We start from the raw sequence: 22,895 nt of genomic DNA on the forward strand, positions 1-22,895 counted from the left end.
GCTGGCTTACACCAGCGTGCCGTAGATCGTCAGCAGCGCCACGATAACCACCACCACAAACGACGTTTTCTTCGCCATGGAGACAGCGGCTTTCGGTGTTTCAATCTTGTCAGTATGCGGCTCACGCGCCAGCGAGAACTGCGCCAGACGCGTTAACACCTGATACTGCGACGTATGGCGGTCAGCCAGCGAAGCAAACCATGCGGGCAGCGCTTTCTCACCGTGTCCAATTAACGCGTACACCACGCCCACCAGACGCACCGGGAGCCAGTCGAGCACGTGCAGGATGGCATCGATGCCGGACAGCAAACGTTCATGCGGCGTCAGATAGCGGGCAAGCCAAGTCTGCCAGGCGCGCAGGAACGCATACCCCATCAGCAAGACCGGTCCCCACGGGCCGCCTACCACAAACCAGAACAGCGGCGCCAGGTAGTAACGGAAGTTAATCCACAGCAGCGCGTTCTGCAGTTCGCGCAGAAACTCGCGCTCGTCGCAGTCCGGCGGCACGCCGTGGATCATCGTCAGCTCGCTCGCCATGGCACCGCGCGCATGGGCATCGTCACGGGAGGCGGCTTTCAGGTAGGCGTGATAGTGCAAACGCACCTTGCCCGCACCAATGCACAGCACGCCGAGCAGGATCCACACCACCAGCAGCGGCACGTTGAAAAACAGTCCATGCAGCGCGCGCAGCAGCAGGAACGTAATGACCATCACCCCAGCCATCATCAGCAGCGTACGCAGCAGAGAAAAGTGCTTAATCCGGCGGAAAAGCACCTCCAGCCGGTGATCCAGATGCCAGTGCTCGCCGAGCTTGAACAGGCGTTCAGCGATGATGACCAGCAGCATGGTAAACAACGTCATGGTATCTCCTTATTCTGACGACGCGGTGAGCATGGCGCGGAACCGCGTCCAGTCGAATGCCGGGCCGGGATCGGTTTTTCTCGCCGGGGCAATATCACTGTGTCCCGTAATATTGTCGGCGATGGCCGGATAGAGTCCGATAAGCGTGCGGGTCACAGCCGCTAACTGTTGATACTGTGAATCGGTGTAGGGCGTGGTATCCGTGCCCTCCAGTTCGATCCCGATAGAAAAATCGTTGCACCGTTCGCGCCCGTGATACATCGACACCCCGGCATGCCAGGCGCGCTTATCAAAGGGAACATACTGAACCACTTCACCATCGCGACGAATCAGGCAATGAGCCGACACGCGCAGATGCGCAATCTCAGCAAAGAAAGGATGGGCATCGGGATCAATCGTTCCCGTGAATAACGCATCGATCCACGGGCCGCCAAATTCCCCCGGCGGGAGACTAATATTATGAACCACCAGCAGTGTGGGCTTTTCATCCTCCGGGCGGCAGTCGTGGTGCGGCGAAGGCACATGCCGCGCATCCACCAGCCATCCGTTTTCTAACAACATGCTGGAACTCCTTATGTATGGTGCTGTTACTCGGTTCAGAGTAGCATGTTTCAATATTATGATTCGTTACCAATTTGGAGTTTTATCATGCCGCCTCGCCGCTACAACCCCGACCACCGACGTGAAGCGCTTCTGGAACGTATTAATATGGATATTCCGGCAAGCGTTGCCCATGCTTTGAAAGAAGACCTGGGCGGTGACGTCAATGCCGATAAAGATATTACCGCACAATTGTTGCCAAAAGAGACACGCTCCCACGCGGTCATTATCACCCGCGAAGAGGGTGTTTTTTGCGGCAAGCGCTGGGTTGAAGAGGTCTTTACCCAACTGGCGGGCGATGATGTGCAGGTAACATGGCACGTGGAAGATGGCGATAGCGTCACGCCAAATCAGCCGCTGTTCGAGCTGGACGGCCCCTCCCGCGTCTTGCTGACCGGCGAACGTACCGCGCTCAATTTTGTACAAACGCTCTCTGGCGTTGCCAGTGAAGTGCGCCGCTACGTTGACCTGCTGGCCGGCACCCGAACCCAGCTGCTGGATACCCGCAAAACGCTGCCGGGCCTGCGCACGGCGCTGAAGTACGCGGTGCTCTGCGGCGGCGGCGCAAACCATCGTCTGGGCCTGTCCGACGCTTTTCTGATTAAAGAGAACCACATTATTGCCTCGGGCTCCGTGCGCCAGGCGGTGGAGAAGGCCTTCTGGCTGCACCCGGACGTGCCGGTTGAAGTGGAAGTGGAAAACCTGGACGAGCTGGAGCAGGCGATTAAGGCCGGGGCCGATATCATCATGCTCGATAACTTCGAAACCGAGCAAATGCGCGAGGCGGTAAAACTGACCAACGGCCGGGCCCAGCTCGAAGTGTCCGGAAACGTCACCTTCGAAACAATCCGTGAATTTGCCGAAACCGGCGTGGATTACATCTCCGTCGGCGCGCTGACCAAGCACGTTCGCGCTCTCGACCTCTCGATGCGTTTTAAATAGTCATTCCTCTCCCCTCTCCGCCCGGAGAGGGGAATTTCAGTCCCGCTCGCAAATCCGCTGTTCCTCCCTGCAACGCGGCATAAATTCTCTGAATGCGCTCTCCCGTTCCTTTTTTTGCCCCTCGTTTCTGCCCTTTCGCGCTGACAGAGTAGCGCCACTTAACGTAAGGAGCAGATATGAACAGACAACACGGATTCACTCTCATTGAGCTGATGGTGGTCATCGGCATTATTGCGATTCTGAGCGCCATCGGCGTACCTGCCTATCAGAACTACCTGCGCAAAGCGGCGTTGACCGATATGCTGCAAACCTTCGTCCCCTACCGCACCGCCATTGAGCTTTGCGCGCTGGATCACGGGGGCGTGGAGAGTTGCGATGCCGGCAGCAACGGCATCCCTTCCCCCACCACGACACGCTACGTGTCGGGAATGAGCGTAGCGAAAGGGGTCGTGACCTTAACAGGACAGGAAAGTCTTAACGGGCTGGAAGTGGTCATGACGCCGCAGTGGAACGACGCTAACGGTATGACGGGCTGGACGCGTCTCTGCAACATCAGCGCTGATAGCGCCCTGAAGCAGGCCTGCGAAGACGTTTTCCGCTTCGACAATAACTGAGGAGCGAAAAATGAAGACCGATCAACTCGTGGCGCTTTGTCTTCGCCATCACGCACTGCTGCTTACCAGCGACAGTGAAATGGTCAGCATTGCCGTCGTGGGTAACCCCGCGGCCGAACTCATGGAGGCGCTGCGTTTCGCGACTCAGAAACGGATTGATATTGAGTGCTGGAGCGCTGAGCGCATGGAAAAACACCGGCAGCTCACGTCACAATCGCATCTGCCCGGTGTTTCGCAAACGCATTCAACGGTAGATATCCTCAACCACACGCTGCAGCAGGCAATTAACCAGCGCGCCTCTGATATTCATATCGAACCGATGGAGCACGCGTGCCAGATTCGTTTACGTATCGACGGCGTACTTTGCCCGCAGCCTCCGCTTGCGGCGGAACTGGCTAACCTGCTCAGCGCGCGTTTAAAAGTGCTGGGTAACCTGGATATTGCTGAGCGCCGTTTACCCCAGGACGGCCAGTTTACGATTGAACTGGCCAACGAGCCGGTTTCGTTTCGGATCGCGACGCTTCCCTGCAGCGGCGGCGAGAAAATTGTGCTGCGTCTCCTGCAGCAGGTTCCGCAGGCCCTTGAGCCGAAAGCGCTTGGCATGAATGCTGAGCAGTTGGCCTGTTTTAATGCGGTTCTCCACCAGCCGCAGGGGCTGATTCTGGTCACCGGGCCTACCGGCAGCGGCAAAACCGTGACGCTGTACAGCGCGCTGCAGTCGCGTAACACCCCTGACGTCAACATCTGCAGCGTCGAAGATCCTATTGAGATCCCCCTTGCCGGATTAAACCAGACGCAGATTAATCCCCGGGCGGGTTTAACCTTCCAGAGCGTGCTGCGGGCGCTGCTGCGTCAGGATCCCGACATTATTATGGTCGGCGAAATCCGTGACGGTGAAACGGCCGGGATTGCCATTAATGCTGCCCAGACCGGGCACCTGGTGCTGTCGACCCTGCATACCAACTCGACGACGGAAACGCTGGTTCGCCTGGAGCAGATGGGCGTCGCACGTTGGATGATTTCCTCCGCGCTGACGATGGTGATTGCCCAGCGACTGGTTCGACGTCTGTGCCCGTACTGCCGACAGAAAAGCGGGGAGCATACGGACTTACCTCGATCAGTATGGCCCAGACCGCTTCCACGCTGGCAGCCTACCGGCTGCGAGCGCTGTTACCACGGTTTTTATGGCCGCGTGGCCATTTTTGAAGTACTTGGGATCGACAATGCCCTGCGGCAGGCCATTGCCAGCGGGGCGGGAACAGACGTCATCGAGGCGAGCGCCCGCCAGGCAGGGATGATTTCTCTTTTTGAACACGGCTGCATGGCCGTCGAACAGGGGCTAACCACGATTGAAGAGTTGCTGCGCGTCCTGGGAATGCCCAATGGCGGCTAATCATCTCTGGCGCTGGCGTGCGCTCACCAAAGATGGAGAACCCCGAAGCGGGACACTGTGGGCCACGGACCGCAATGCGGCCTTCACCCGGCTAATGCGTAACGACCTCCATCCTCTGACGCTAACCCGATGCGCGCAGCGGCACCGCTGGCGGCAACACCACTGCGACGAGATGTTTCATCAGCTCGCCACGCTTCTGCAGGCTGGACTGACATTATCCCACAGTCTGCAAATGCTGGCAGAGCAGCATCCGTTAAAACCGTGGCAGGCGCTGCTGCAAAGCATTGCCGATGAGCTCAGTGAAGGATGCCCGTTTTCGGCGTCGCTAAAAAAGTGGCCAGCCGTTTTTAGCCCGCTGCATGTCTCGATGGTGAAGACCGGGGAGCTGACAGGGAAGCTGGAGGCGTGCTGTCGTCAGCTCGCGCAGCAACAAAAAGCGCAGCAGCAGCTCAGTGCAAAAGTGAAAAAAGCGCTGCGTTACCCGGCGATCGTCCTGACGCTGGCTGTAGTGGTTGTGCTGGCGATGGTCACCCTGGTCCTGCCCGAGTTTGCTGCGATCTACAAAACGTTTAATACCCCGCTTCCCGTGCTGACACAGATGGTCATGGGAATGGCCGCCTTTATGCAGTCATATGCCCTCGCGTTGTTCGCCCTGCTACTAACCCCCTTTGCCGTCGCCTGGGCTCTGCGGCAGAACCCTCGCTGGCAGCAAATCCTGATGCAGACGCCCGTGATGGGCGCACTGGCAAAAGGCCAAAAGCTGGGACACATCTTTACCGTGCTGTCACTCACGCAACAGGCAGGCATCCCCTTTTTACAGGGTCTGGAGAGTGCAGAAGAAACCGTTGAGAGCCGGTACTGGCAAGGGATACTTCGCAACGTGCGGGAGGACATTGAAAAGGGTCTACCCGTCTGGTCATCCTTTCAGAAGGCGGCATTGTTTACCCCGCTCTGTATTCAGCTTTTACGAACCGGTGAGATGTCAGGTGCGCTGGACATCATGCTGGCAAACCTTGCCCGTCATCACACGGAACAGACCTTTCAACGAGCAGATAACCTGGCGGCGCTTCTGGAGCCGCTGCTACTGATTGTGACGGGGGTCATTATCGGTACGCTGGTGGTGGCCATGTACCTGCCGATATTCCACCTGGGAGATGCGATGAGCGCGGGATAGTACAACAGGGCTGGCGCACGGGCATGCGCCAGCGAAAGCCATTACAGGCTATTGAATACGCGGTTTTCCTGTTCCTGAACGCGAATAAACGTCGTACGCTTTGTCAGCTCTTTCAGGCGGGATGCGCCCACGTAGGTGCAGGCAGAGCGCAGGCCGCCGAGGATATCGCGTGCGGTGTTTTCAACCGGGCCGCGCAGGGGCAGCTTCACGGTTTTGCCTTCTGCCGCGCGGTATTTTGCCACGCCACCGACGTGACGGGTCATCGCAGACTCAGAGCTCATGCCGTAGAACAGCATAAATTTCTCGCCGTTCTCTTCAACGACGGTACCACCGCTCTCTTCATGGCCTGCCAGCATACCGCCAAGCATCACGAAATCCGCGCCGCCGCCGAAGGCCTTTGCGACATCACCCGGCATCGTGCAACCGCCGTCGCTGATGATCTGGCCGCCCAGTCCGTGCGCCGCGTCGGCACATTCAATGACGGCAGAGAGCTGCGGATAACCGACGCCGGTTTTGACGCGTGTGGTGCATACGGAGCCCGGACCAATCCCTACTTTCACGATATCGGCACCGGAGAGGATCAGCTCTTCACACATTTCACCGGTCACCACGTTGCCCGCGATGATGGTTTTCGTCGGCCAGGCCTCACGCGCCTTGCTGACGAACTGCACGAAGTGCTCGGAGTAACCGTTCGCCACATCAATACAAACGAAGTTCAGCGCCGGGTTAGCCTTCAGGATCTGTTTGGTCTTCTCGAAATCCGCATCGGAGGTGCCGGTGGAGACCATCACGTGCTTCACCACATCAGCAGAGGCGGACGCAACAAACGCATCCCACTCTTCAGGGCTGTAATGTTTGTGAACCGCGGTGAGAATATCGAACTGTGCCAGCGCGGTTGCCATCTCAAAGGTTCCCACAGTATCCATATTGGCAGCGATGATCGGCACGCCAGACCAGGTCTGACCGGAATGCTTAAAGGTGAATTGACGTTCGAGTTCAACGTCTGAGCGACTTTTCAGTGTAGAGCGTTTAGGGCGGATAAGAACGTCTTTGAAACCTAACTTCAGATCTTCTTCGATACGCATGTGCGGATTCCTGGGGTTAGAGGCAAATATGTTAAAAGCACAACTCCAGTGACGCTATCATACGCACTAATACCTGCTCCGCAAGACTGCGAAATTCTCTTTTTTTACGCTACAATCCTATAAATTTACCTGGTAAAAAGCCGGTAAACAAGGCTAAACAGTGACTGGCGCATCTGTGATTTTTAATCAACTGATTTTTATAATGAATAATTCCCAGGATTTTATTTAATGGGGTATATCGTTGCATTAACCGGCGGCATCGGTAGTGGCAAAAGTACCGTTGCGGACGCGTTTTCTCGTTTGGGTATCACGATTATCGATGCCGATATTATTGCCCGCCAGGTGGTAGAGCCCGATACACCCGCGCTAAAGGCCATCGCAGAACACTTTGGTCAGGCCATCATCAATGCCGATGGCACCCTGAATCGCCGCCAGCTTCGCGAATGCATTTTTTCCGATTCCGCGGAAAAAGCCTGGCTTAATAGCCTTCTCCACCCCATCATCCACCAGGAAACGCAGCGTCAGATCGCCGCGGCCCGCTCGCCCTATGTCTTGTGGGTGGTTCCGCTGCTGGTTGAAAATCAGCTGCAGAAGAAAGCCGACCGGGTGCTGGTGATTGATGTCACCCCCGAAACGCAAATCCAGAGAACCATGACGCGCGACCACGTCTCGCGCGAGCATGCTGAACACATTCTTGCCGCTCAGGCCGCGCGCGCTCAGCGCCTTGCCGTGGCGGATGATGTCATTGATAATAACGGCGCACCAGATGCCATTGCATCGGATGTTGCCCGTCTGCACGCGCAGTATCTGACGTTTGCCGCGCAGGCCGTTGCACAGGAAAAACCATAATGTCGACACACATCCTTTTTGAGCATCCGCTCAATGAAAAAATGCGTACCTGGCTGCGCATCGAATTCCTCATTCAGCAGCTTTCACAACATCTGCCGGTTAACGATCACGCTACGGCGTTGCATTTCTTCCGCAATGTAGGCGATCTGCTGGATGTGATTGAACGCGGCGATGTCCGCACAGAATTGCTTAAAGAGCTGGAGCGCCAGCAGCGTAAGTTACAGGCATGGGCTGAGGTTCCGGGGGTGGATGTAAGCCGTATCGATTCCCTTCGCCAGCAGCTTAAAACCAGCAGCAGCATCCTGATGGCTGCACCGCGCGTCGGGCAGTTTTTGCGTGAGGACCGCCTGATTGGCCTGGTGCGCCAGCGCCTGAGCATCCCTGGCGGTTGCTGCAGCTTCGACTTGCCGACGCTGCATATGTGGCTCCATATGCCACAAGCCCAGCGTGACGCGCAGGTGAACAGCTGGCTTGCAAGCCTGGAGCCGATGCACCAGACGCTGTCGCTGATCCTCGATCTGATCCGTAACTCAGCGCCGTTCCGCAAGCAAACCAGCCTGAATGGTTTCTACCAGGACAACGGTGATGATGCCGATCTTCTGCGCCTGAATTTATCGCTTGGCGAACAGCTTTATCCGCAAATTTCCGGGCATAAGAGCCGCTTTGCGATTCGCTTTATGCCGCTGGACAGTGAAAATGGCACCGTGCCGGAACGCCTCGATTTTGAACTGGCCTGTTGTTAAGGAGTGCCGATGTCTGATGTCACCACCGTAAACTGCCCTACCTGTGGCAAAACCGTTGTCTGGGGCGAAGTGAGTCCATTCCGCCCATTCTGCTGCAAACGCTGCCAGCTTATTGACCTGGGCGAATGGGCGGCGGAAGAGAAACGTATTCCGAGTAAAGGCGATCTCTCGGACAGCGACGACTGGAGTGAAAATCAGCAGTAATCTGTAAAGCCTGCTGGCGCGTCGCTTAGCAGGCCTTCGGTTGTGCAACGAGCCGCATGATCACAGGCTCGTTGGCTGGCGGGAATTTTTCGGCATCACTTGCCTGAAGCGCCACCCAGTTACCCGGCTGCCCCTCTTTTCCCCAGGGTTCACCTTCCCAGTTTTCCACCAGCCAGAACCACAGCGTAATGTGCCTGTCCGGGAACTGGTATTCGAGCTTATCAAACAGCGTTGCGCCAAGCGGGGTGATCCCGACTTCTTCCTGAAGCTCGCGAACCAGCGCCGCTTCCGGCGTTTCACCGGCCTCAATTTTTCCGCCAGGAAACTCCCATTTGTTCGCCATATGGGCGTCGGCAGCACGCTGGGTGATAAAGATTTGGTTTTGCGGGTTGCGAATAATCCCGACGGCGATTTGCAGTATTTTCATATTGTTAATTCCATAAAAAAGGCACAGATGTCTGCGCCTTTTTATTTTTTATGAATTTAGCTCAGACGCCCGTGGCACGCCTTGTATTTTTTACCGGAGCCACACGGGCACGGATCGTTACGACCCACTTTACGATCGCCAGTCTGCGCGGCGATCGCCGCTGCAGCTTCGCTGTCGTCGGTCTGGTGGCTCAGCTGTTGCATTTGTGCCAGACGCTCGGCTTCTTCACGACGCTGCTGCTCCATCGCTTCTACCTCTTCCGGCATACGCACCTGAACCTTGCTCAGGGTGCTGATCACTTCATACTTCAGCGACTCAAGCATAGAGGCAAACATGGAGAAGGACTCACGCTTGTATTCCTGCTTCGGATCTTTCTGCGCATAGCCACGCAGGTGGATACCCTGACGCAGGTAGTCCATCGCCGCCAGGTGCTCTTTCCACAGGGAATCCAGCGTCTGCAGCATCACGCCTTTTTCGAAGTGACGCATCATCTCAGCGCCAACAACCTCTTCCTTACGCTTGTAAACATCCAGCGCGGTTTCGTAGATACGCTCGCGCAGGGTCTCTTCGTGCAGCTCAGGCTCTTTATCCAGCCACTCTTTGATAGGCAGATCGAGGTCAAAGTCGTTTTTCAGACGTTCCTGCAGGCCTTCGATGTCCCACATCTCTTCCAGAGACTGCGGTGGAATATGCGCATCAATCGTGGCTTTAAACACATCTTCACGAATGCTGTTGATGGTTTCGCTCACGTCGGACACGTCCAGCAGTTCGTTACGCTGGGTGTAGATCGCACGACGCTGATCGTTAGCCACGTCATCGTATTCCAGCAGTTGCTTACGAATATCGAAGTTGCGGCTTTCCACTTTACGCTGGGCGTTCGCGATCGCTTTGGTGACCCACGGGTGCTCAATGGCTTCGCCTGGCTTCATGCCCAGCTTGCGCATCATGCCGGACACGCGGTCGGAGGCGAAAATACGCATCAGCGCATCTTCCATCGACAGATAGAAGCGGGAAGAACCGGCATCCCCCTGACGACCCGCACGACCACGCAGCTGGTTATCGATACGACGCGATTCATGACGCTCGGTACCAATGATATGCAGACCGCCGGATGCCAGCACCGCGTCGTGACGCACCTGCCAGTCGGCCTTGATCTGCGCAATCTGTTCAGGTGTTGGGTTTTCCAGCTCAGCCACTTCGGCCTGCCAGCTACCGCCCAGCATAATATCGGTACCACGACCCGCCATGTTGGTGGCGATGGTTACCGCAGCCGGATAACCTGCCTGCGCAACAATATCCGCTTCTTTGGCGTGGAATTTGGCGTTCAGTACGTTGTGCTTGATGCCCGCTTTGGTCAGCTCGTGAGAAACCACTTCGGATTTTTCAATGGAGATGGTCCCCACCAGAACCGGCTGGCCTTTAGCAGTACGCTCGCGAATGTCTTCGATGATCGCCTGAATTTTTTCCGCTTCGGTCATGTACACCAGGTCCGGCATATCCTTACGGATCATCGGACGGTTGGTTGGAACAACCACGGTATCCAGCTTGTAGATAGAGCTGAATTCAAACGCTTCGGTATCGGCAGTACCGGTCATGCCCGCCAGCTTCTCGTACAGACGGAAGTAGTTCTGGAAGGTGATAGACGCCAGCGTCTGGTTTTCGTTTTGAATATCCACGCCTTCTTTGGCTTCTACAGCCTGGTGCAGACCGTCAGACCAGCGACGCCCCTGCATGGTACGGCCGGTGTGCTCATCGACAATGATCACTTCGCCGTCTTTGACGATGTAGTCGACGTCGCGGGTGAACAGCGCGTGGGCACGCAGCGCGGCGGTCACGTGGTGCATCAGCATGATGTTGCTCGGGGAGTACAGAGACTCTCCCTCTTCCATAATGCCTTCAGCAACCAGCAGCTCTTCAATTTTCACCAGACCACGTTCGGTCAGGTTCACCTGGCGCGCTTTTTCATCAACGGAGAAGTGGCCTTCACCCTGGAAGGTATCCGAGTCTTCTTTCTCCTGACGCAGCAGGTGTGGAATGATTTTGTCGACTTTACGGTACATCTCGGAGCTGTCTTCAGCCGGGCCGGAGATGATAAGCGGGGTACGCGCTTCATCGATCAGGATGGAGTCCACCTCATCCACTAGCGCATAGTGCAGCTTACGCTGGACACGCTCTTCAGGGCTGAATGCCATGTTGTCACGCAGGTAGTCGAAGCCGTATTCGTTGTTGGTACCGTAGGTAATGTCCGCGTTATACGCTTCACGCTTGGCTGGCGCAGGCAGGCCGGACATGTTGATGCCGACGGTCATGCCGAGGAATTCGAACAGTGGACGGTTGTTTTCGGCATCACGCTGCGCCAGATAGTCGTTGACGGTAACGACGTGAACACCTTTACCGGTCAGCGCGTTCAGGTAAGCCGGCAGCGTTGCGGTCAGGGTTTTACCTTCACCGGTACGCATTTCCGCGATGCAGCGCTCGTTAAGCACCATACCGCCCAGCAGCTGAACGTCGAAGTGACGCATGCCGAACACGCGCTTACTTGCTTCACGCACGACAGCAAACGCTTCCGGGATCAGGCTTTCTAAGGTTTCACCTTTTTCCAGACGCGCACGGAATTCCGCCGTTTTCGCTTTCAGCTCATCATCAGAGAGCTTCTCCATCGCCGGTTCCATACCGTTGATGACGGCAACAGCTTTGCGCATACGGCGCAGAGTACGATCGTTACGACTACCAAAAACTTTAGTTAATAATTTGATTAGCATAATAAATTCTCAAACGCCCCATCATGGGCAGATAAATTAAGGTATTGAAAAAGTTAATTTAGCTGAGGCGTTGAGGCCCGGCGCGAATGCCGTGAACCTGGCTAATCCAGGTTGAGACAGAGAATGAAACAGGAGGAACGAGCGCGCGTTGCGCCGTCTCGCGCACCATTACCGGCGGCTGGCTGTCCTGCGTAAGCAGTGCATTAAGCGTGTCCAGCAGGGCAAGATGCTGGGCCTGCACCGGCAGCGTCTCTTCCGCCACAGGCATTGCCTGGGGCGCCATCGCGAAGGAGAGATGGCGGATAACCGTGCGGATAGCGTGCTGGTGCCAGTAATCAACGGAGAAATTCGGGCGGCGGCTGGCTTCAAGCCACGCGAGGTTTGTAAAGTTAACCCGCGTGTTGAGATCGTGTTTGGTGGTAGAGGTCTTCGCTGGCGTCGCCGCTTCGGCACTGTTGCTGAGCGCAGGCAAGCCGAGACTCGCCGCGACCATCCCTAATAAGAGATGCGGCCAGAAGTAACGTCTGCCAAATTGTCGCCAGCGCGTCAGTATTCCGCTCACTTGCTCCACCACATAAGCCAGCCTGTAACAGGCTACTTTTAAGTTATTTTTTTAAGCGCCCAGATATTACCACTAAAGCCAATGCACATCAGCAGGAATGAGGTGCCGCCGCGGGGAAAAACGGTCAAGAATGCAGCTAACGCACGCATTTTCTGCGCAAGACAAACAAGAGATAACGCTGGGGCAAACGAAGAAGGGCAAAAATAAAAACGACTGGTCTTCCTGGTCGGAGAGAGTACCAGGTTAACCAGTCGATTTTTTACGAAACGGCGTGAACCGTTACGCCAGAACCATGTTTGGCGCTTTGAAAGCCAGCGGCAGTTCTGCTTCGTCTTCGAAGGTCACATATTCCCAGGCTTCCTGTTTTGCCAGGACGGCCTGCAACAGTTTGTTGTTCAGCGCATGACCGGATTTGAACGCGGTAAATGCACCAATGATATTGTGACCACACATAAACAGGTCGCCGATAGCGTCCAGCATTTTGTGACGAACGAATTCATCTTCGAAACGCAGGCCGTCTTCGTTCAGTACGCGATAATCGTCAACAACGATGGCACAATCGAAGCTGCCGCCCAGGCACAGGCCGCGGGACTGCAGATATTCGATATCACGCATGAAGCCAAACGTACGGGCTCGGCTGATCTGGCGCATAAACGCATCAGCAGAGAAGTTCATCGCGTAGCGCTGGGTGCTGGAATCAATCGCCGGATGGTTAAAGTCGATGGTAAAGTCCAACGAGAAACCATTGTACGGTTTAAATTCAGCCCACTTGTCGCCATCTTCGACGCGAACGGTCTCTTTGATGCGAACAAATTTCTTCGCGCAGTTCAGTTCTTCGATGCCGGCATCCAGCAACAGATAGACGAACGGTGCAGCACTGCCATCCATAATCGGGATTTCTGGCGCATCAACTTCAACAATAATGTTGTCGATACCCAGACCCGCCAGGGCGGCGTTCAGGTGCTCTACGGTAGAAATCCGCACGTCATGCTCGTTCACCAGACAAGTACAGAGCATAGTATCACGCACAGATTTGGCATCGGCCGGAAAATCTACCGGTGGATTCAAGTCGGTGCGACGATAGATGACCCCGGTATTGGCCGGCGCAGGGCGTAACGTCAGCGTGACTTTCTTGCCGGTATGTAAACCGACACCCGTCGCCTGAACGATACGTTTAAGTGTCCTTTGTTTGATCATCGTATAATCTCGCCAAATTAACTATCCAACCGAGAGTGTATATCACTAACGGTGGGCCAGTTTAGCACAAAGAGCGCAAATCCCCTAATTCCAGCCAATTCTTAATCAGCTTGCTTACGCAGGAACGCCGGGATATCCAGATAATCTGGCTCTTTCGCCGTTTGCGGCGTTGGGTCGTTCACCACTTTCGCGGCCGGTTTCTGCTCCTGAGTCAGCGGAGACATACCGTGCTGCTGGTAACGATCCATTACCGGTTGCTGAGTCTGCTTGTTAGTCACTAAGGTGATCTCAGGACGCTTGTCCATACCGATACCGGTCGCAACAACGGTAACACGCAGCTCGTCGTTCATTTCAGGGTCAAGCGAAGTACCGATTACCACGGTAGCGTTGTCAGAGGCGAACGCACGGATAGTGTTACCCACGGTTTCGAACTCATCCAGACGCAGGTCAAAGCCAGCGGTAATGTTGACCAGCACGCCACGTGCACCAGACAGATCGATATCTTCCAGCAGTGGAGAAGAGATGGCCATTTCAGCCGCTTCTTCTGCACGGTCTTCGCCGCTAGCCACGCCAGAGCCCATCATCGCGTAGCCCATTTCGGACATCACGGTGCGAACGTCTGCAAAGTCAACGTTCATCAGGCCAGGACGGGTAATCAGTTCAGCGATACCCTGAACCGCGCCTTTCAGCACGTCGTTTGCTGCGCCGAAGGCGTCCAGCAGGGAGATACCGCGACCCAGAACCTTCAACAGCTTGTCGTTCGGGATGGTGATCAGCGAGTCCACGTGCTTGGACAGCTCGGTGATACCCTGCTCCGCAAAGGCCATACGCTTCTTGCCTTCAAAATTGAAAGGCTTGGTCACGACAGCAACGGTCAGGATACCTAAATCTTTAGCCACTTCAGCTACAACAGGTGCTGCGCCGGTACCGGTACCGCCACCCATACCTGCTGCAATGAAGACCATGTCCGCACCTTCCAGTGCAGCGCGCAGGGCTTCACGATCTTCTTCAGCCGCATTGCGGCCCACTTCCGGGTTAGCCCCTGCTCCCAGCCCTTTGGTGATACCACCGCCGATCTGGATAGTCTGGCCTACAGCCGTCTTACGCAGTGCCTGTGCATCGGTGTTAACTGCAAAGAATTCAACACCTTCAATGCGTTCACGCACCATATGCTCTACGGCGTTACCGCCGCCGCCACCGACGCCGATGACTTTAATCACCGCGTCGTTGGTCAGTTCCATAGGTTCAAACATAATTTCTCTCTCCGTTGTGCCTGTCGCCCGAGACCGCTAATTCTCTCCGGTCTCTTAAAAAAATTAAAACTCTTTTCGCAACCAGTTGTTCAGTCGTTTGACCCACGACCCCACTGAGACGCGTTTTTCCACTTCCGCTTCACCACTGAGATGAGATTCCTTCCCGTAGTGGAGCAGGCCCACAGCCGTTGAATAATACGGCTCCTGAGCATAATCCGTTAAACCGGTGATATTCAGCGGCGCACCAATACGCACCTGCGTATGGAACACGCGCTGTGCACAGGCCGCAAGACCTTCAATTTGCGCTGCACCGCCGGTTAATACAATCCCCGCCGCAAGATGATGCTTGACGCCCTGCTGACGAAGCTGTTCCTGTAACTGTAAAATTTCTTCGTTGACCAGGTTGAGCAGCTCGGTATAGCGCGGCTCGATCACCTCTGCCAACGTCTGGCGCTGCAGGCTGCGCGGTGGACGACCACCGACGCTTGGCACTTCAACGCTCTCATCTTTGCCAACAATAGAGCCCAGCGCACAGCCGTGGCGCACTTTAATCGCTTCTGCATCGCTCGGTGGCGTACCAAAAGCGTAAGCAATATCGCTGGTCACGACGTTCCCTGCGTACGGGATCACTTTGGTGTGGCGCAACGCACCGCCGGTATACACGGCCATGTCCATTGTACCACCACCAATATCGACCACACAGACACCCAGTTCACGTTCATCTTCGGTCAGCACGGAATAACTTGCCGCCAGACCGGCGAAAATAAGTTGGTCAACTTTCAGGCCACAACGTTCAACGGCTTTTACAATGTTCTTCGCCATATCGTTGTGACATGTGATCAGGTGCACTTTTGCCTGCATACGAACGCCTGACAGACCAACCGGGTTCTTGATCCCTTCCTGGTAGTCAATCGCATATTCCTGCGGGATCACATGCAACACGCGATGCTCATCGCGGACACGCACGGATTTCGCCGTATGCACAACGTTTTCAACGTCTTCCTGCGTCACTTCCTCTTCGGAAATCGGCACCATACCGATTTCGTTCTGGCAGCTAATGTGCTTACCAGAAAGGGCAAGATAGACAGAAGAAATCTGGCAATCTGCCATCAATTCAGCCTGATCGATGGCGCGCTGGACGCACTTCACCACCGATTCAAGATCGTTTACCCCACCTTTATCCATACCACGGGACGGGCAACTGCCCACGCCAATGATATTGACCATACCGTCGGGCAGAACTTCCCCTACTAAAGCGGCAACCTTCGCGGTGCCAATCTCCAGTCCAACTACCAGTTTTCTGTCCGTCGCCTTGATCATTGTTGTTCTGCCTGTACCTGTGCCTGATTCTGTTGCTGATTAGGTTCCTCGACCGGAGCCGGTACCCAACCGACTGCTGCGCCTGAGTCATAGCGCAAATCAACGTAGCTTATCCGTTTGCCGTCAGTCTGTGCCTGCTGCTGTAAAACCGGGTAAAGTTCGACAAAACGCGCCAGACGCTTCATGGTGTCCCCGCGCCCCAGGTTGAGCTTAATGCCGTTCGTTAACGTAAGCTGCCAGGAACGGCGCGCCGTCATGGCAGCATCTTTTAACGTAAACCTGTCCTTCGCCAGCACCTGACCCATTTCACGAAAACCCTGTAACACTTCGTTTTCGCTGCCTTCAGGGCCATACAACATCGGTAAATTTTGCTTGTTGACACGATCGGCCGGGACGCTGAAGGAATTTCCGTCGACGTCAACCATGTGCTGATCATTCCAACGCGCAATGGGCACATATTCAACCAGATGAATCTTCAATTCATCAGGCCATTGCTTTCTTACGCTCGCCTGTTTTATCCATGGCAGACGTTCAATCTGGCTCTGGATAATATTGACGTCCTGAGTCATAAAGGTGCCAGGCGAGCCCAGTGCCAGTATTGACTGGCGAATATCGTCGTTACGCGTGTAGTGACGCTCACCGGTGACCACCAGCTTAGAAAGTGGCAACCGCTGCGCATCTTCCATCCAGCCCAGGACCATCCAGCCGCTGATAAACACGGTGCACAGCACCCCGAGCAGGAAAATGATGCCTGCAAGACGCGTTCCATTACTGCGGCGTGAAGAGGTGTATTCTTCCTCGTCATCGCGGTTGCGCGTGTTCAATGCAGCCTGAGACATATCAGCCCGCCTGGTCCAGAATGCGTACGACTAACTGCGAGAAGCTCATCCCCGCCTGACGCGCGGCCATCGGCACAAGGCTGTGGCTGGTCATTCCCGGAGAGGTATTGGCTTCCAGCAGATAAAATTGTCCATCCCGGTCCTGCATCACGTCGATGCGCCCCCAGCCCTGGCAACCCAGAACATGCCAGGCTTTAAGCACCAGGGACTGTAAATCGGCTTCACGCTCAGCTTCAAGACCACTTGGGCAGAAATATTGCGTCTCATCAGAGAGATACTTCGCCTCATAATCATAGAAGACTCCAGCGGGTTGGATACGGATTGACGGTAAAATTTCTTCGCCAAGCATCGCGACGGTAAATTCCGGCCCGCTAAGCCATTTTTCTACCAGAACTTCATCATCATGTTGAAATGCCAGCGCTAAAGCGGACGCTAAATCGTCAGCTTTGTCGACTTTGGACATTCCCACGCTGGAGCCTTCCCGGCTGGGCTTTACAATAACCGGTAAGCCCAGTTCAGCAATGCGTGCATTAACGCTATCCGACAGGCCCAATTCAAATTCGCGTCGCGTCAGCGCTACCCATGGTGCGACAGGTAACCCTGCGCCCTGCCACAGCAGCTTGCTGCGCAGTTTATCCATAGAGATAGCGGAAGCCATCACGCCGCTCCCGGTGTACGGCAGGCCGAGCAGATCCAGAAGCCCCTGCAGGGTACCGTCTTCGCCGCCACGACCGTGTAAAGCGATAAAAACTTTATCGAAGCCCATGGCTTTTAACTGCGTCACGTCGACCTCTTTTGGGTCAACCAGGTGCGCATTGACGCCACCTTCACGCAGGCCCGCCAGTACAGCCGCGCCGGAATTCAGGGAAACCTCGCGCTCGGCGGAGGTGCCGCCAGACAGGACAGCAATCTTATCAGCCATGATGCTCATCCTCCTGGTTTTGCGGCTTCAGTTTGATTTCAGCTAAGGTACGGGCGATTTTGCCGATATTTCCCGCACCCTGAATCAGAATCAAGTCGTTACCTGTCAGGACCGGTGCCAGAATTTCCGCCACCTGGGCAGGGTCAGAAACCAGAATAGGGTCAACCTTACCGCGTCCACGAATGGTGCGACACAGAGAACGGCTGTCTGCGCCCGGAATCGGCGTCTCGCCTGCGGCGTACACATCCAGCATTAACAGGGTATCAACCTGCGACAGGACGCTGGCGAAATCATCATACAGATCGCGCGTACGCGTGAAACGGTGCGGCTGGAACACCATCACCAGATTCTTGTCCGGCCAGCCCGCACGTGCGGCTTTAATGGTGGCGTCCACTTCGGTTGGATGGTGACCATAGTCGTCCACCAGCATCGCCGTACCGGCTTTACCGTTTACCGGATCCAGCGGGAATTCACCGAGGAAGTCGAAACGACGACCGGTGCCCTGGAAGCTTTCCAGCGCGCGCAGGATCGCATCATCATCAATGCCTTCTTCCGTCGCGACGGCCACTGCTGCTGCGGCATTGAGCGCGTTATGGCGCCCTGGCGCATTCAGCGTCACGTGCAGCAGCTCTTTGTCCTGACGCGCCAGCGTGAAGTGCCCCTGCGCGCCAATCTGTTTGTACTCTTCCACGCGGACGTCAGCGTCTTCACTGAAACCGTAGGTGGTGATTTGACGACCCACGCGTGGCAGCAGCTCGCGGATCACCGGATCGTCTACGCACATCACCGCGCGCCCGTAGAACGGCAGGTTGTGCAGGAAGTTGATAAAAGTCTGCTTTAAATTCTCGAAGTCACCCTGGTAGGTATCCATATGGTCCGCTTCGATGTTGGTGACAATCGCCACCATCGGCTGCAGGTGCAGGAACGACGCGTCGCTCTCATCCGCTTCAGCAATCAGATAACGACTGTGTCCCAGACGCGCATGCACGCCCGCGGCTTTGACCAGGCCGCCGTTGACAAACGTCGGGTCGAGACCCGCTTCTGCATAAATACTGGAGACCATCGCCGTGGTGGTGGTTTTACCGTGGGTCCCGGCAATCGCTATGCCGTGGCGAAAACGCATCAGTTCCGCCAGCATTTCTGCACGGCGGATCACCGGAATGCGCGCGTCATGCGCGGCAACGATTTCCGGGTTGTCAGAGGAGATAGCGCTCGATACCACTACCACGCTCGCATCGCGCACGTTTTCCGGGCGATGATTGAAATAGATAGTCGCCCCAAGCGACGCCAGCTGCTGCGTTACAGGGTTTGGCGCCAGGTCAGACCCGCTGATCTGATAGCCTTCGTTAGCTAACACTTCGGCAATACCGCCCATGCCAGCACCACCGATGCCAACAAAGTGAATGTGCCGGACGCGACGCATCTCGGGCACGATTGAACGCAGTTTTGCCAGTTGTTGTGTATTCATTCTCTAAACGCCATCGACTACTTAAAATTCGTGCCGCGCTTCACGCGCTGCGAGGGTTAAGCCTGAGCTGCCAGGCTCACTTCTTTTGCCACCCGTTCCGTCGCATCAGGGATAGCCGCCGCGCGCGCGCGTTCAGCCATCTCAAGCAATACGTCTCTGTTCCAGCCCGCCAGGGTGGTGGCGACCGCGTCGGCGGTAAATTGTGGCTGCTCAAAAATTTTCGCCGCACCGGCTTTCTCAAGCGGCAGGGCATTCCAGTACTGCTGTCTGTCTTTGTGCTGGAAAGGCACAAACAGAGCCGGCAGCCCCGCGGCAGCGATTTCGCTTACCGTTAAGGCACCAGAACGACAGACCACGACATCGGCCCAGGCATAGGCTGCCGCCATGTCGTCGATAAATTCCGTCACGTTATGCTGCGGCTGCCCCGCCTCGGCATAAGCCTGCTCAACGGTCTGCTGAGCGCCTTTTCCACTCTGGTGCCAGATGGTGACGGCATCACCCAGCTTTGCGGCAACCTGCGGCATCGTCTGGTTTAAAATACGTGCGCCCTGAGAGCCGCCGACGACCAGCACACGCACCGGCCCTTCACGACCCGCCAGGCGAGCATCCGGCAGCGGCAGTGCCAGTACGTCTACGCGCACCGGGTTTCCCACCACATCCGCTTTCGGGAACGCGCCGGGAAATGCCTGCATGACTTTGGTGGCGATTTTCGCCAGCCATTTGTTGGTCAGACCCGCAATACCGTTCTGCTCATGCAGCACAACGGGAATACCTAACGACCACGCGGCTAACCCACCTGGACCCGAGACATAGCCGCCCATGCCCAGCACCACATCGGGCTTAAAGCGCTTCATGATGGTGCGCGCCTGACGCCAGGCGTTAAAAATGCGCACCGGTGCCAGCAGCATTGCCTTGAGGCCTTTGCCCCGAAGGCCGGAAATACGAATAAAGTCGATCTCAATACCGTGTTTCGGTACCAGGTCGGCCTCCATGCGGTCTGCGGTTCCCAGCCAGCGTACCTGCCAGCCCTGATCCATTAAATGGTGCGCAACCGCCAGTCCCGGGAACACATGTCCGCCGGTACCGCCTGCCATCACCATTAACCGCTTCGGTTGATTCATCGTGAACCTCGTGTAAACGCCTGGGCTTTTTCCAGACGCGTCTCATAATCTATGCGTAACAACAGCATGATGGCCGTCGACATAATCAACAGACTGGAACCACCATAACTGATCAACGGCAACGTCAGACCTTTGGTCGGCAGCATACCTGCTGCGGCCCCGACGTTAACCAATGCCTGGAAGCTAAACCAGATACCAATTGAGCAGGCCAGGAAGCCTGAGAAACGGTGATCGATCTCCAGCGCTTTCCGGCCGATGGACATGGCGCGGAAAGCGACGAAGAATACCATTAATAGCGCTAATACCACACCGATATAACCCAGTTCTTCCGCAATAATGGAGAAGATGAAGTCAGTATGCGCTTCCGGTAAATACTCCAGTTTCTGTACCGAGTTACCCAGCCCCTGCCCCCAGAGCTCACCGCGCCCAAAGGCCATGAGTGACTGCGTCAGCTGATAGCCGCTGCCGAACGGGTCTTCCCACGGGTTCCAGAACGAGGTCACGCGGCGAATACGGTAAGGCTCGGCGAGGATCAGCAGCACAACCGCTGAAATCCCCATCCCGATAATGGCGATGAACTGCCACAGCTTTGCGCCCGCCAGGAATAGCATGGCCAGCGTGGTGACAAACAGTACCACCACGGTACCGAGGTCAGGCTGCGCCAGCAGTAATACCGCCAGCACCAGAATCACGCCCATCGGTTTTAAGAAGCCGCGCAGGTTATTACGCACTTCATCTACCTTACGCACCAGGTAGTTCGCCAGGTAGCAGAACAGGGAGAGCTTGGTAAATTCCGCAGGCTGAATACGCAGCGGGCCAAAGGCGATCCAGCGTGATGCCCCGTTTACGGAACTCCCCACCACCAGAACGATCAGCAGCATAATGATCGACGCGATCAACATCGCCGTACTGTGCCGCTGCCAGAACTCCATCGGCAGACGCAAGGTCACCAGCGCCAGGCAGAATGCCAGGATAATGTACAGACCATCACGCTTGGCAAACAGGAAAGGATCGTTCGCCAGACGCTGCCCGACGGGCATTGACGCTGACGTCACCATAATAAAGCCGACCGCCGCGAGCCCCATCGTGAGCCAGAACAGCGTGCGGTCGTACATGATCAGGCTGTCGTTATCTTTTTGACGAGAGCCCATCACCCAGCCTTTGAGTGCCGCAAACAACCACACCAGGATCCCAAATCCTGGCAGGCGCGGCATTTTCAGGCGAGGGAGAGATAAACGCATCAGCCTAACTCCTTCGCCAGGCGGGTAAAGACATCACCACGCTGTTCGAAATTCTTGAATTGATCGAGGCTGGCACAGGCCGGAGAGAGCAGCACCATATCACCCGGCTTCACGCGAGGGGCAATCAGCCGCATCGCCTGTTCCATGGTTTCGGTTTGCTCGGCGACCTCAGGGCGCAGTGCAGCCAGCTCGCTGCCGTCACGGCCGAAGCAGTATAGACGGACGTTATCACCGGAGAGATATGGCTTCAGGGACGAGAAATCCGCTGATTTACCGTCGCCGCCCAGCAGCAGATGCAGGGTACCGTCAACGTGCAGGCCGTTCAGCGCGGCCTCCGTGCTGCCCACGTTGGTGGCTTTGGAGTCGTTGATCCAGCGCACGCCGTTGTGCTCCAGCGCCAGCTGGAAACGGTGTGCCAGGCCGGAAAACGTGGTTAATGCTTTCAGGCTTGAGGAGCGCGGCAGCCCCACTGCGTCCGCCAGCGCCAGCGCCGCCAGCGCATTGGTATAGTTGTGCTGACCAGAGAGCTTCATCTCTTTCACGTTCAGCACTTTCTCACCTTTCACGCGCAGCCAGGTTTCACCCAGCTGGCGGTTCAGATGATAATCACCCATGGTGATGCCAAAACTAATGCAGCGGTCGTCTGCGCCACGCACCGGCATGGTCAGCGCATCATCGGCGTTCACTACGCAGACTTTGGCATTCTCATAAACGCGCAGCTTGGCAGCACGGTACTGCTGCAGACCAAATGGATATCGGTCCATGTGATCTTCAGTCACGTTGAGGATCGTCGCAGCGGCAGCATGCAGGCTGGAGGTCGTTTCCAGCTGGAAGCTGGAAAGCTCGAGAACATACAGTTCACAGCCTTTGTCCAGCAGCATCAGAGCAGGCAAACCAATGTTACCGCCAACGCCGACGTTCATGCCCGCCGCTTTTGCCATTTCCCCCACCAGGGTGGTGACGGTGCTTTTACCGTTAGAACCGGTAATCGCGATAACGGGCGCCTGCGCTTCGCGGCAGAACAGCTCGATATCGCCGACAATCTCAACGCCTGCATCTGCGGCAGCGCTCAGGGAAGGATGCGCCAGCGCCATACCCGGGCTGGCGACAATCAGATCGGCTGCCAGCAGCCAGTCATCATTCAGACCACCAAGGTGGCGTTCAACCTGTTCCGGCAGTTTATCCAGACCCGGCGGAGAGACACGCGTATCCATCACGCGCGGCGTCACGCCACGTGCGAGGAAAAAGTCCACGCAGGAAAGGCCCGTGAGGCCTAACCCGATGATAACGACTTTTTTACCCTGGTAATCTGCCATGA

General features: G+C 56.1%; 22 protein-coding genes. 7 read left to right on the plus strand and 15 right to left on the minus strand.

What is annotated here, in order from left to right; translation table 11 throughout:
- Nucleotides 1–6: 6 nt before the first annotated feature.
- The gene (gene ampE, locus ACMGGE_RS13010) at nucleotides 7–861 is read right to left on the minus strand and encodes a beta-lactamase regulator AmpE (protein WP_045907806.1); all 855 of its coding nucleotides are present in this window, start codon (nucleotides 859–861) and stop codon (nucleotides 7–9) included.
- Between the two features lie 9 nt (nucleotides 862–870).
- Complete coding sequence (gene ampD / locus ACMGGE_RS13015) at nucleotides 871–1,422, minus strand: 1,6-anhydro-N-acetylmuramyl-L-alanine amidase AmpD (RefSeq protein WP_223540022.1); 552 nt, start codon at nucleotides 1,420–1,422, stop codon at nucleotides 871–873.
- 87 nt (nucleotides 1,423–1,509) lie between these two features.
- Here ampD and nadC point away from each other — a divergent pair, with 87 nt between their 5' ends.
- The 4 genes from nadC to hofC all read left to right on the plus strand — a co-directional run bounded on the left by nadC (nucleotide 1,510) and on the right by hofC (nucleotide 5,584).
- Entirely contained in the window at nucleotides 1,510–2,403 is an 894-nt protein-coding gene (nadC, locus tag ACMGGE_RS13020) for a carboxylating nicotinate-nucleotide diphosphorylase (protein WP_021240514.1), read from the plus strand.
- Nucleotides 2,404–2,579: 176 nt separating this feature from the next.
- Nucleotides 2,580–3,017 carry a prepilin peptidase-dependent pilin gene (gene ppdD / locus ACMGGE_RS13025; protein WP_126534281.1) on the plus strand — a complete coding sequence of 146 codons (438 nt, stop codon included), beginning with the start codon at nucleotides 2,580–2,582 and terminating at the stop codon, nucleotides 3,015–3,017.
- A gap of 10 nt (nucleotides 3,018–3,027) precedes the next feature.
- A complete protein-coding gene (gene gspE / locus ACMGGE_RS13030) occupies nucleotides 3,028–4,410 on the plus strand; it encodes a type II secretion system protein GspE (RefSeq protein WP_045907803.1) in 1,383 nt (460 codons plus the stop codon).
- Nucleotides 4,400–5,584 carry a protein transport protein HofC gene (hofC, locus tag ACMGGE_RS13035; protein ID WP_414747219.1) on the plus strand — a complete coding sequence of 395 codons (1,185 nt, stop codon included), beginning with the start codon at nucleotides 4,400–4,402 and terminating at the stop codon, nucleotides 5,582–5,584. The genes gspE and hofC overlap by 11 nt, the downstream gene beginning before the upstream one ends.
- Nucleotides 5,585–5,625: 41 nt before the next feature.
- Here the strand turns inward: hofC and ACMGGE_RS13040 are convergent, their stop codons facing one another.
- Entirely contained in the window at nucleotides 5,626–6,669 is a 1,044-nt protein-coding gene (locus ACMGGE_RS13040) for a GMP reductase (protein ID WP_023293282.1), read from the minus strand.
- Nucleotides 6,670–6,897: 228 nt separating this feature from the next.
- Between ACMGGE_RS13040 and coaE the strand changes: the two genes are divergently transcribed.
- The 3 genes from coaE to yacG are packed head-to-tail and all read left to right on the plus strand — an operon-like array spanning nucleotide 6,898 to nucleotide 8,465.
- Nucleotides 6,898–7,518 carry a dephospho-CoA kinase gene (gene coaE / locus ACMGGE_RS13045; RefSeq protein WP_420293841.1) on the plus strand — a complete coding sequence of 207 codons (621 nt, stop codon included), beginning with the start codon at nucleotides 6,898–6,900 and terminating at the stop codon, nucleotides 7,516–7,518.
- Nucleotides 7,518–8,261, plus strand: a complete 744-nt coding sequence (gene zapD / locus ACMGGE_RS13050) for a cell division protein ZapD (RefSeq protein ID WP_008501972.1) — start codon at nucleotides 7,518–7,520, stop codon at nucleotides 8,259–8,261. Before coaE ends, zapD begins: the two co-directional genes overlap by 1 nt.
- 9 nt (nucleotides 8,262–8,270) lie before the next feature.
- Nucleotides 8,271–8,465 (plus strand): DNA gyrase inhibitor YacG, encoded by a 195-nt coding sequence (gene yacG, locus ACMGGE_RS13055; protein WP_023615920.1) that lies wholly within the window; start codon nucleotides 8,271–8,273, stop codon nucleotides 8,463–8,465.
- Between the two features lie 25 nt (nucleotides 8,466–8,490).
- Here yacG and mutT read toward each other — a convergent pair whose 3' ends face one another.
- From mutT to murD, 12 genes are all read right to left on the minus strand, one after another.
- Nucleotides 8,491–8,892: an 8-oxo-dGTP diphosphatase MutT gene (gene mutT / locus ACMGGE_RS13060; RefSeq protein WP_167213987.1), complete on the minus strand. Its 402-nt coding sequence runs from the start codon at nucleotides 8,890–8,892 to the stop codon at nucleotides 8,491–8,493.
- Between the two features lie 56 nt (nucleotides 8,893–8,948).
- Nucleotides 8,949–11,654, minus strand: coding sequence for a preprotein translocase subunit SecA (gene secA, locus ACMGGE_RS13065; RefSeq protein ID WP_021240521.1), 2,706 nt, complete (start codon nucleotides 11,652–11,654; stop codon nucleotides 8,949–8,951).
- A 58-nt stretch (nucleotides 11,655–11,712) separates the two neighbouring features.
- On the minus strand, nucleotides 11,713–12,216 hold the full coding sequence (gene secM, locus ACMGGE_RS13070) for a secA translation cis-regulator SecM (RefSeq protein ID WP_167213990.1): 504 nt from the start codon (nucleotides 12,214–12,216) through the stop codon (nucleotides 11,713–11,715).
- A 279-nt stretch (nucleotides 12,217–12,495) separates the two neighbouring features.
- Nucleotides 12,496–13,413: a UDP-3-O-acyl-N-acetylglucosamine deacetylase gene (lpxC, locus tag ACMGGE_RS13075; RefSeq protein ID WP_010426966.1), complete on the minus strand. Its 918-nt coding sequence runs from the start codon at nucleotides 13,411–13,413 to the stop codon at nucleotides 12,496–12,498.
- Between the two features lie 101 nt (nucleotides 13,414–13,514).
- On the minus strand, nucleotides 13,515–14,666 hold the full coding sequence (ftsZ, locus tag ACMGGE_RS13080; RefSeq protein WP_008501978.1) for a cell division protein FtsZ: 1,152 nt from the start codon (nucleotides 14,664–14,666) through the stop codon (nucleotides 13,515–13,517).
- A gap of 63 nt (nucleotides 14,667–14,729) precedes the next feature.
- Entirely contained in the window at nucleotides 14,730–15,986 is a 1,257-nt protein-coding gene (gene ftsA / locus ACMGGE_RS13085; RefSeq protein ID WP_006173845.1) for a cell division protein FtsA, read from the minus strand.
- On the minus strand, nucleotides 15,983–16,825 hold the full coding sequence (gene ftsQ, locus ACMGGE_RS13090; RefSeq protein WP_023293285.1) for a cell division protein FtsQ: 843 nt from the start codon (nucleotides 16,823–16,825) through the stop codon (nucleotides 15,983–15,985). The genes ftsA and ftsQ overlap by 4 nt, the downstream gene beginning before the upstream one ends.
- 1 nt (nucleotide 16,826) lies before the next feature.
- Nucleotides 16,827–17,747 carry a D-alanine--D-alanine ligase gene (locus ACMGGE_RS13095; protein ID WP_048028506.1) on the minus strand — a complete coding sequence of 307 codons (921 nt, stop codon included), beginning with the start codon at nucleotides 17,745–17,747 and terminating at the stop codon, nucleotides 16,827–16,829.
- Nucleotides 17,740–19,215 (minus strand): UDP-N-acetylmuramate--L-alanine ligase, encoded by a 1,476-nt coding sequence (gene murC / locus ACMGGE_RS13100; protein ID WP_023293287.1) that lies wholly within the window; start codon nucleotides 19,213–19,215, stop codon nucleotides 17,740–17,742. Before murC ends, ACMGGE_RS13095 begins: the two co-directional genes overlap by 8 nt.
- 56 nt (nucleotides 19,216–19,271) lie before the next feature.
- Nucleotides 19,272–20,336, minus strand: a complete 1,065-nt coding sequence (gene murG, locus ACMGGE_RS13105; protein ID WP_021240525.1) for an undecaprenyldiphospho-muramoylpentapeptide beta-N-acetylglucosaminyltransferase — start codon at nucleotides 20,334–20,336, stop codon at nucleotides 19,272–19,274.
- Nucleotides 20,333–21,577 (minus strand): cell division protein FtsW, encoded by a 1,245-nt coding sequence (ftsW, locus tag ACMGGE_RS13110; RefSeq protein WP_008501983.1) that lies wholly within the window; start codon nucleotides 21,575–21,577, stop codon nucleotides 20,333–20,335. Before ftsW ends, murG begins: the two co-directional genes overlap by 4 nt.
- Nucleotides 21,577–22,893 carry a UDP-N-acetylmuramoyl-L-alanine--D-glutamate ligase gene (gene murD / locus ACMGGE_RS13115; RefSeq protein ID WP_045907796.1) on the minus strand — a complete coding sequence of 439 codons (1,317 nt, stop codon included), beginning with the start codon at nucleotides 22,891–22,893 and terminating at the stop codon, nucleotides 21,577–21,579. Before murD ends, ftsW begins: the two co-directional genes overlap by 1 nt.
- Nucleotides 22,894–22,895 lie beyond the last annotated feature (2 nt).

It is taken from the genome of Enterobacter sp. BNK-22 (genome assembly GCF_048684805.1).
In the GTDB taxonomy this organism is placed as follows: Bacteria; Pseudomonadota; Gammaproteobacteria; order Enterobacterales; family Enterobacteriaceae; genus Enterobacter; species Enterobacter quasiroggenkampii.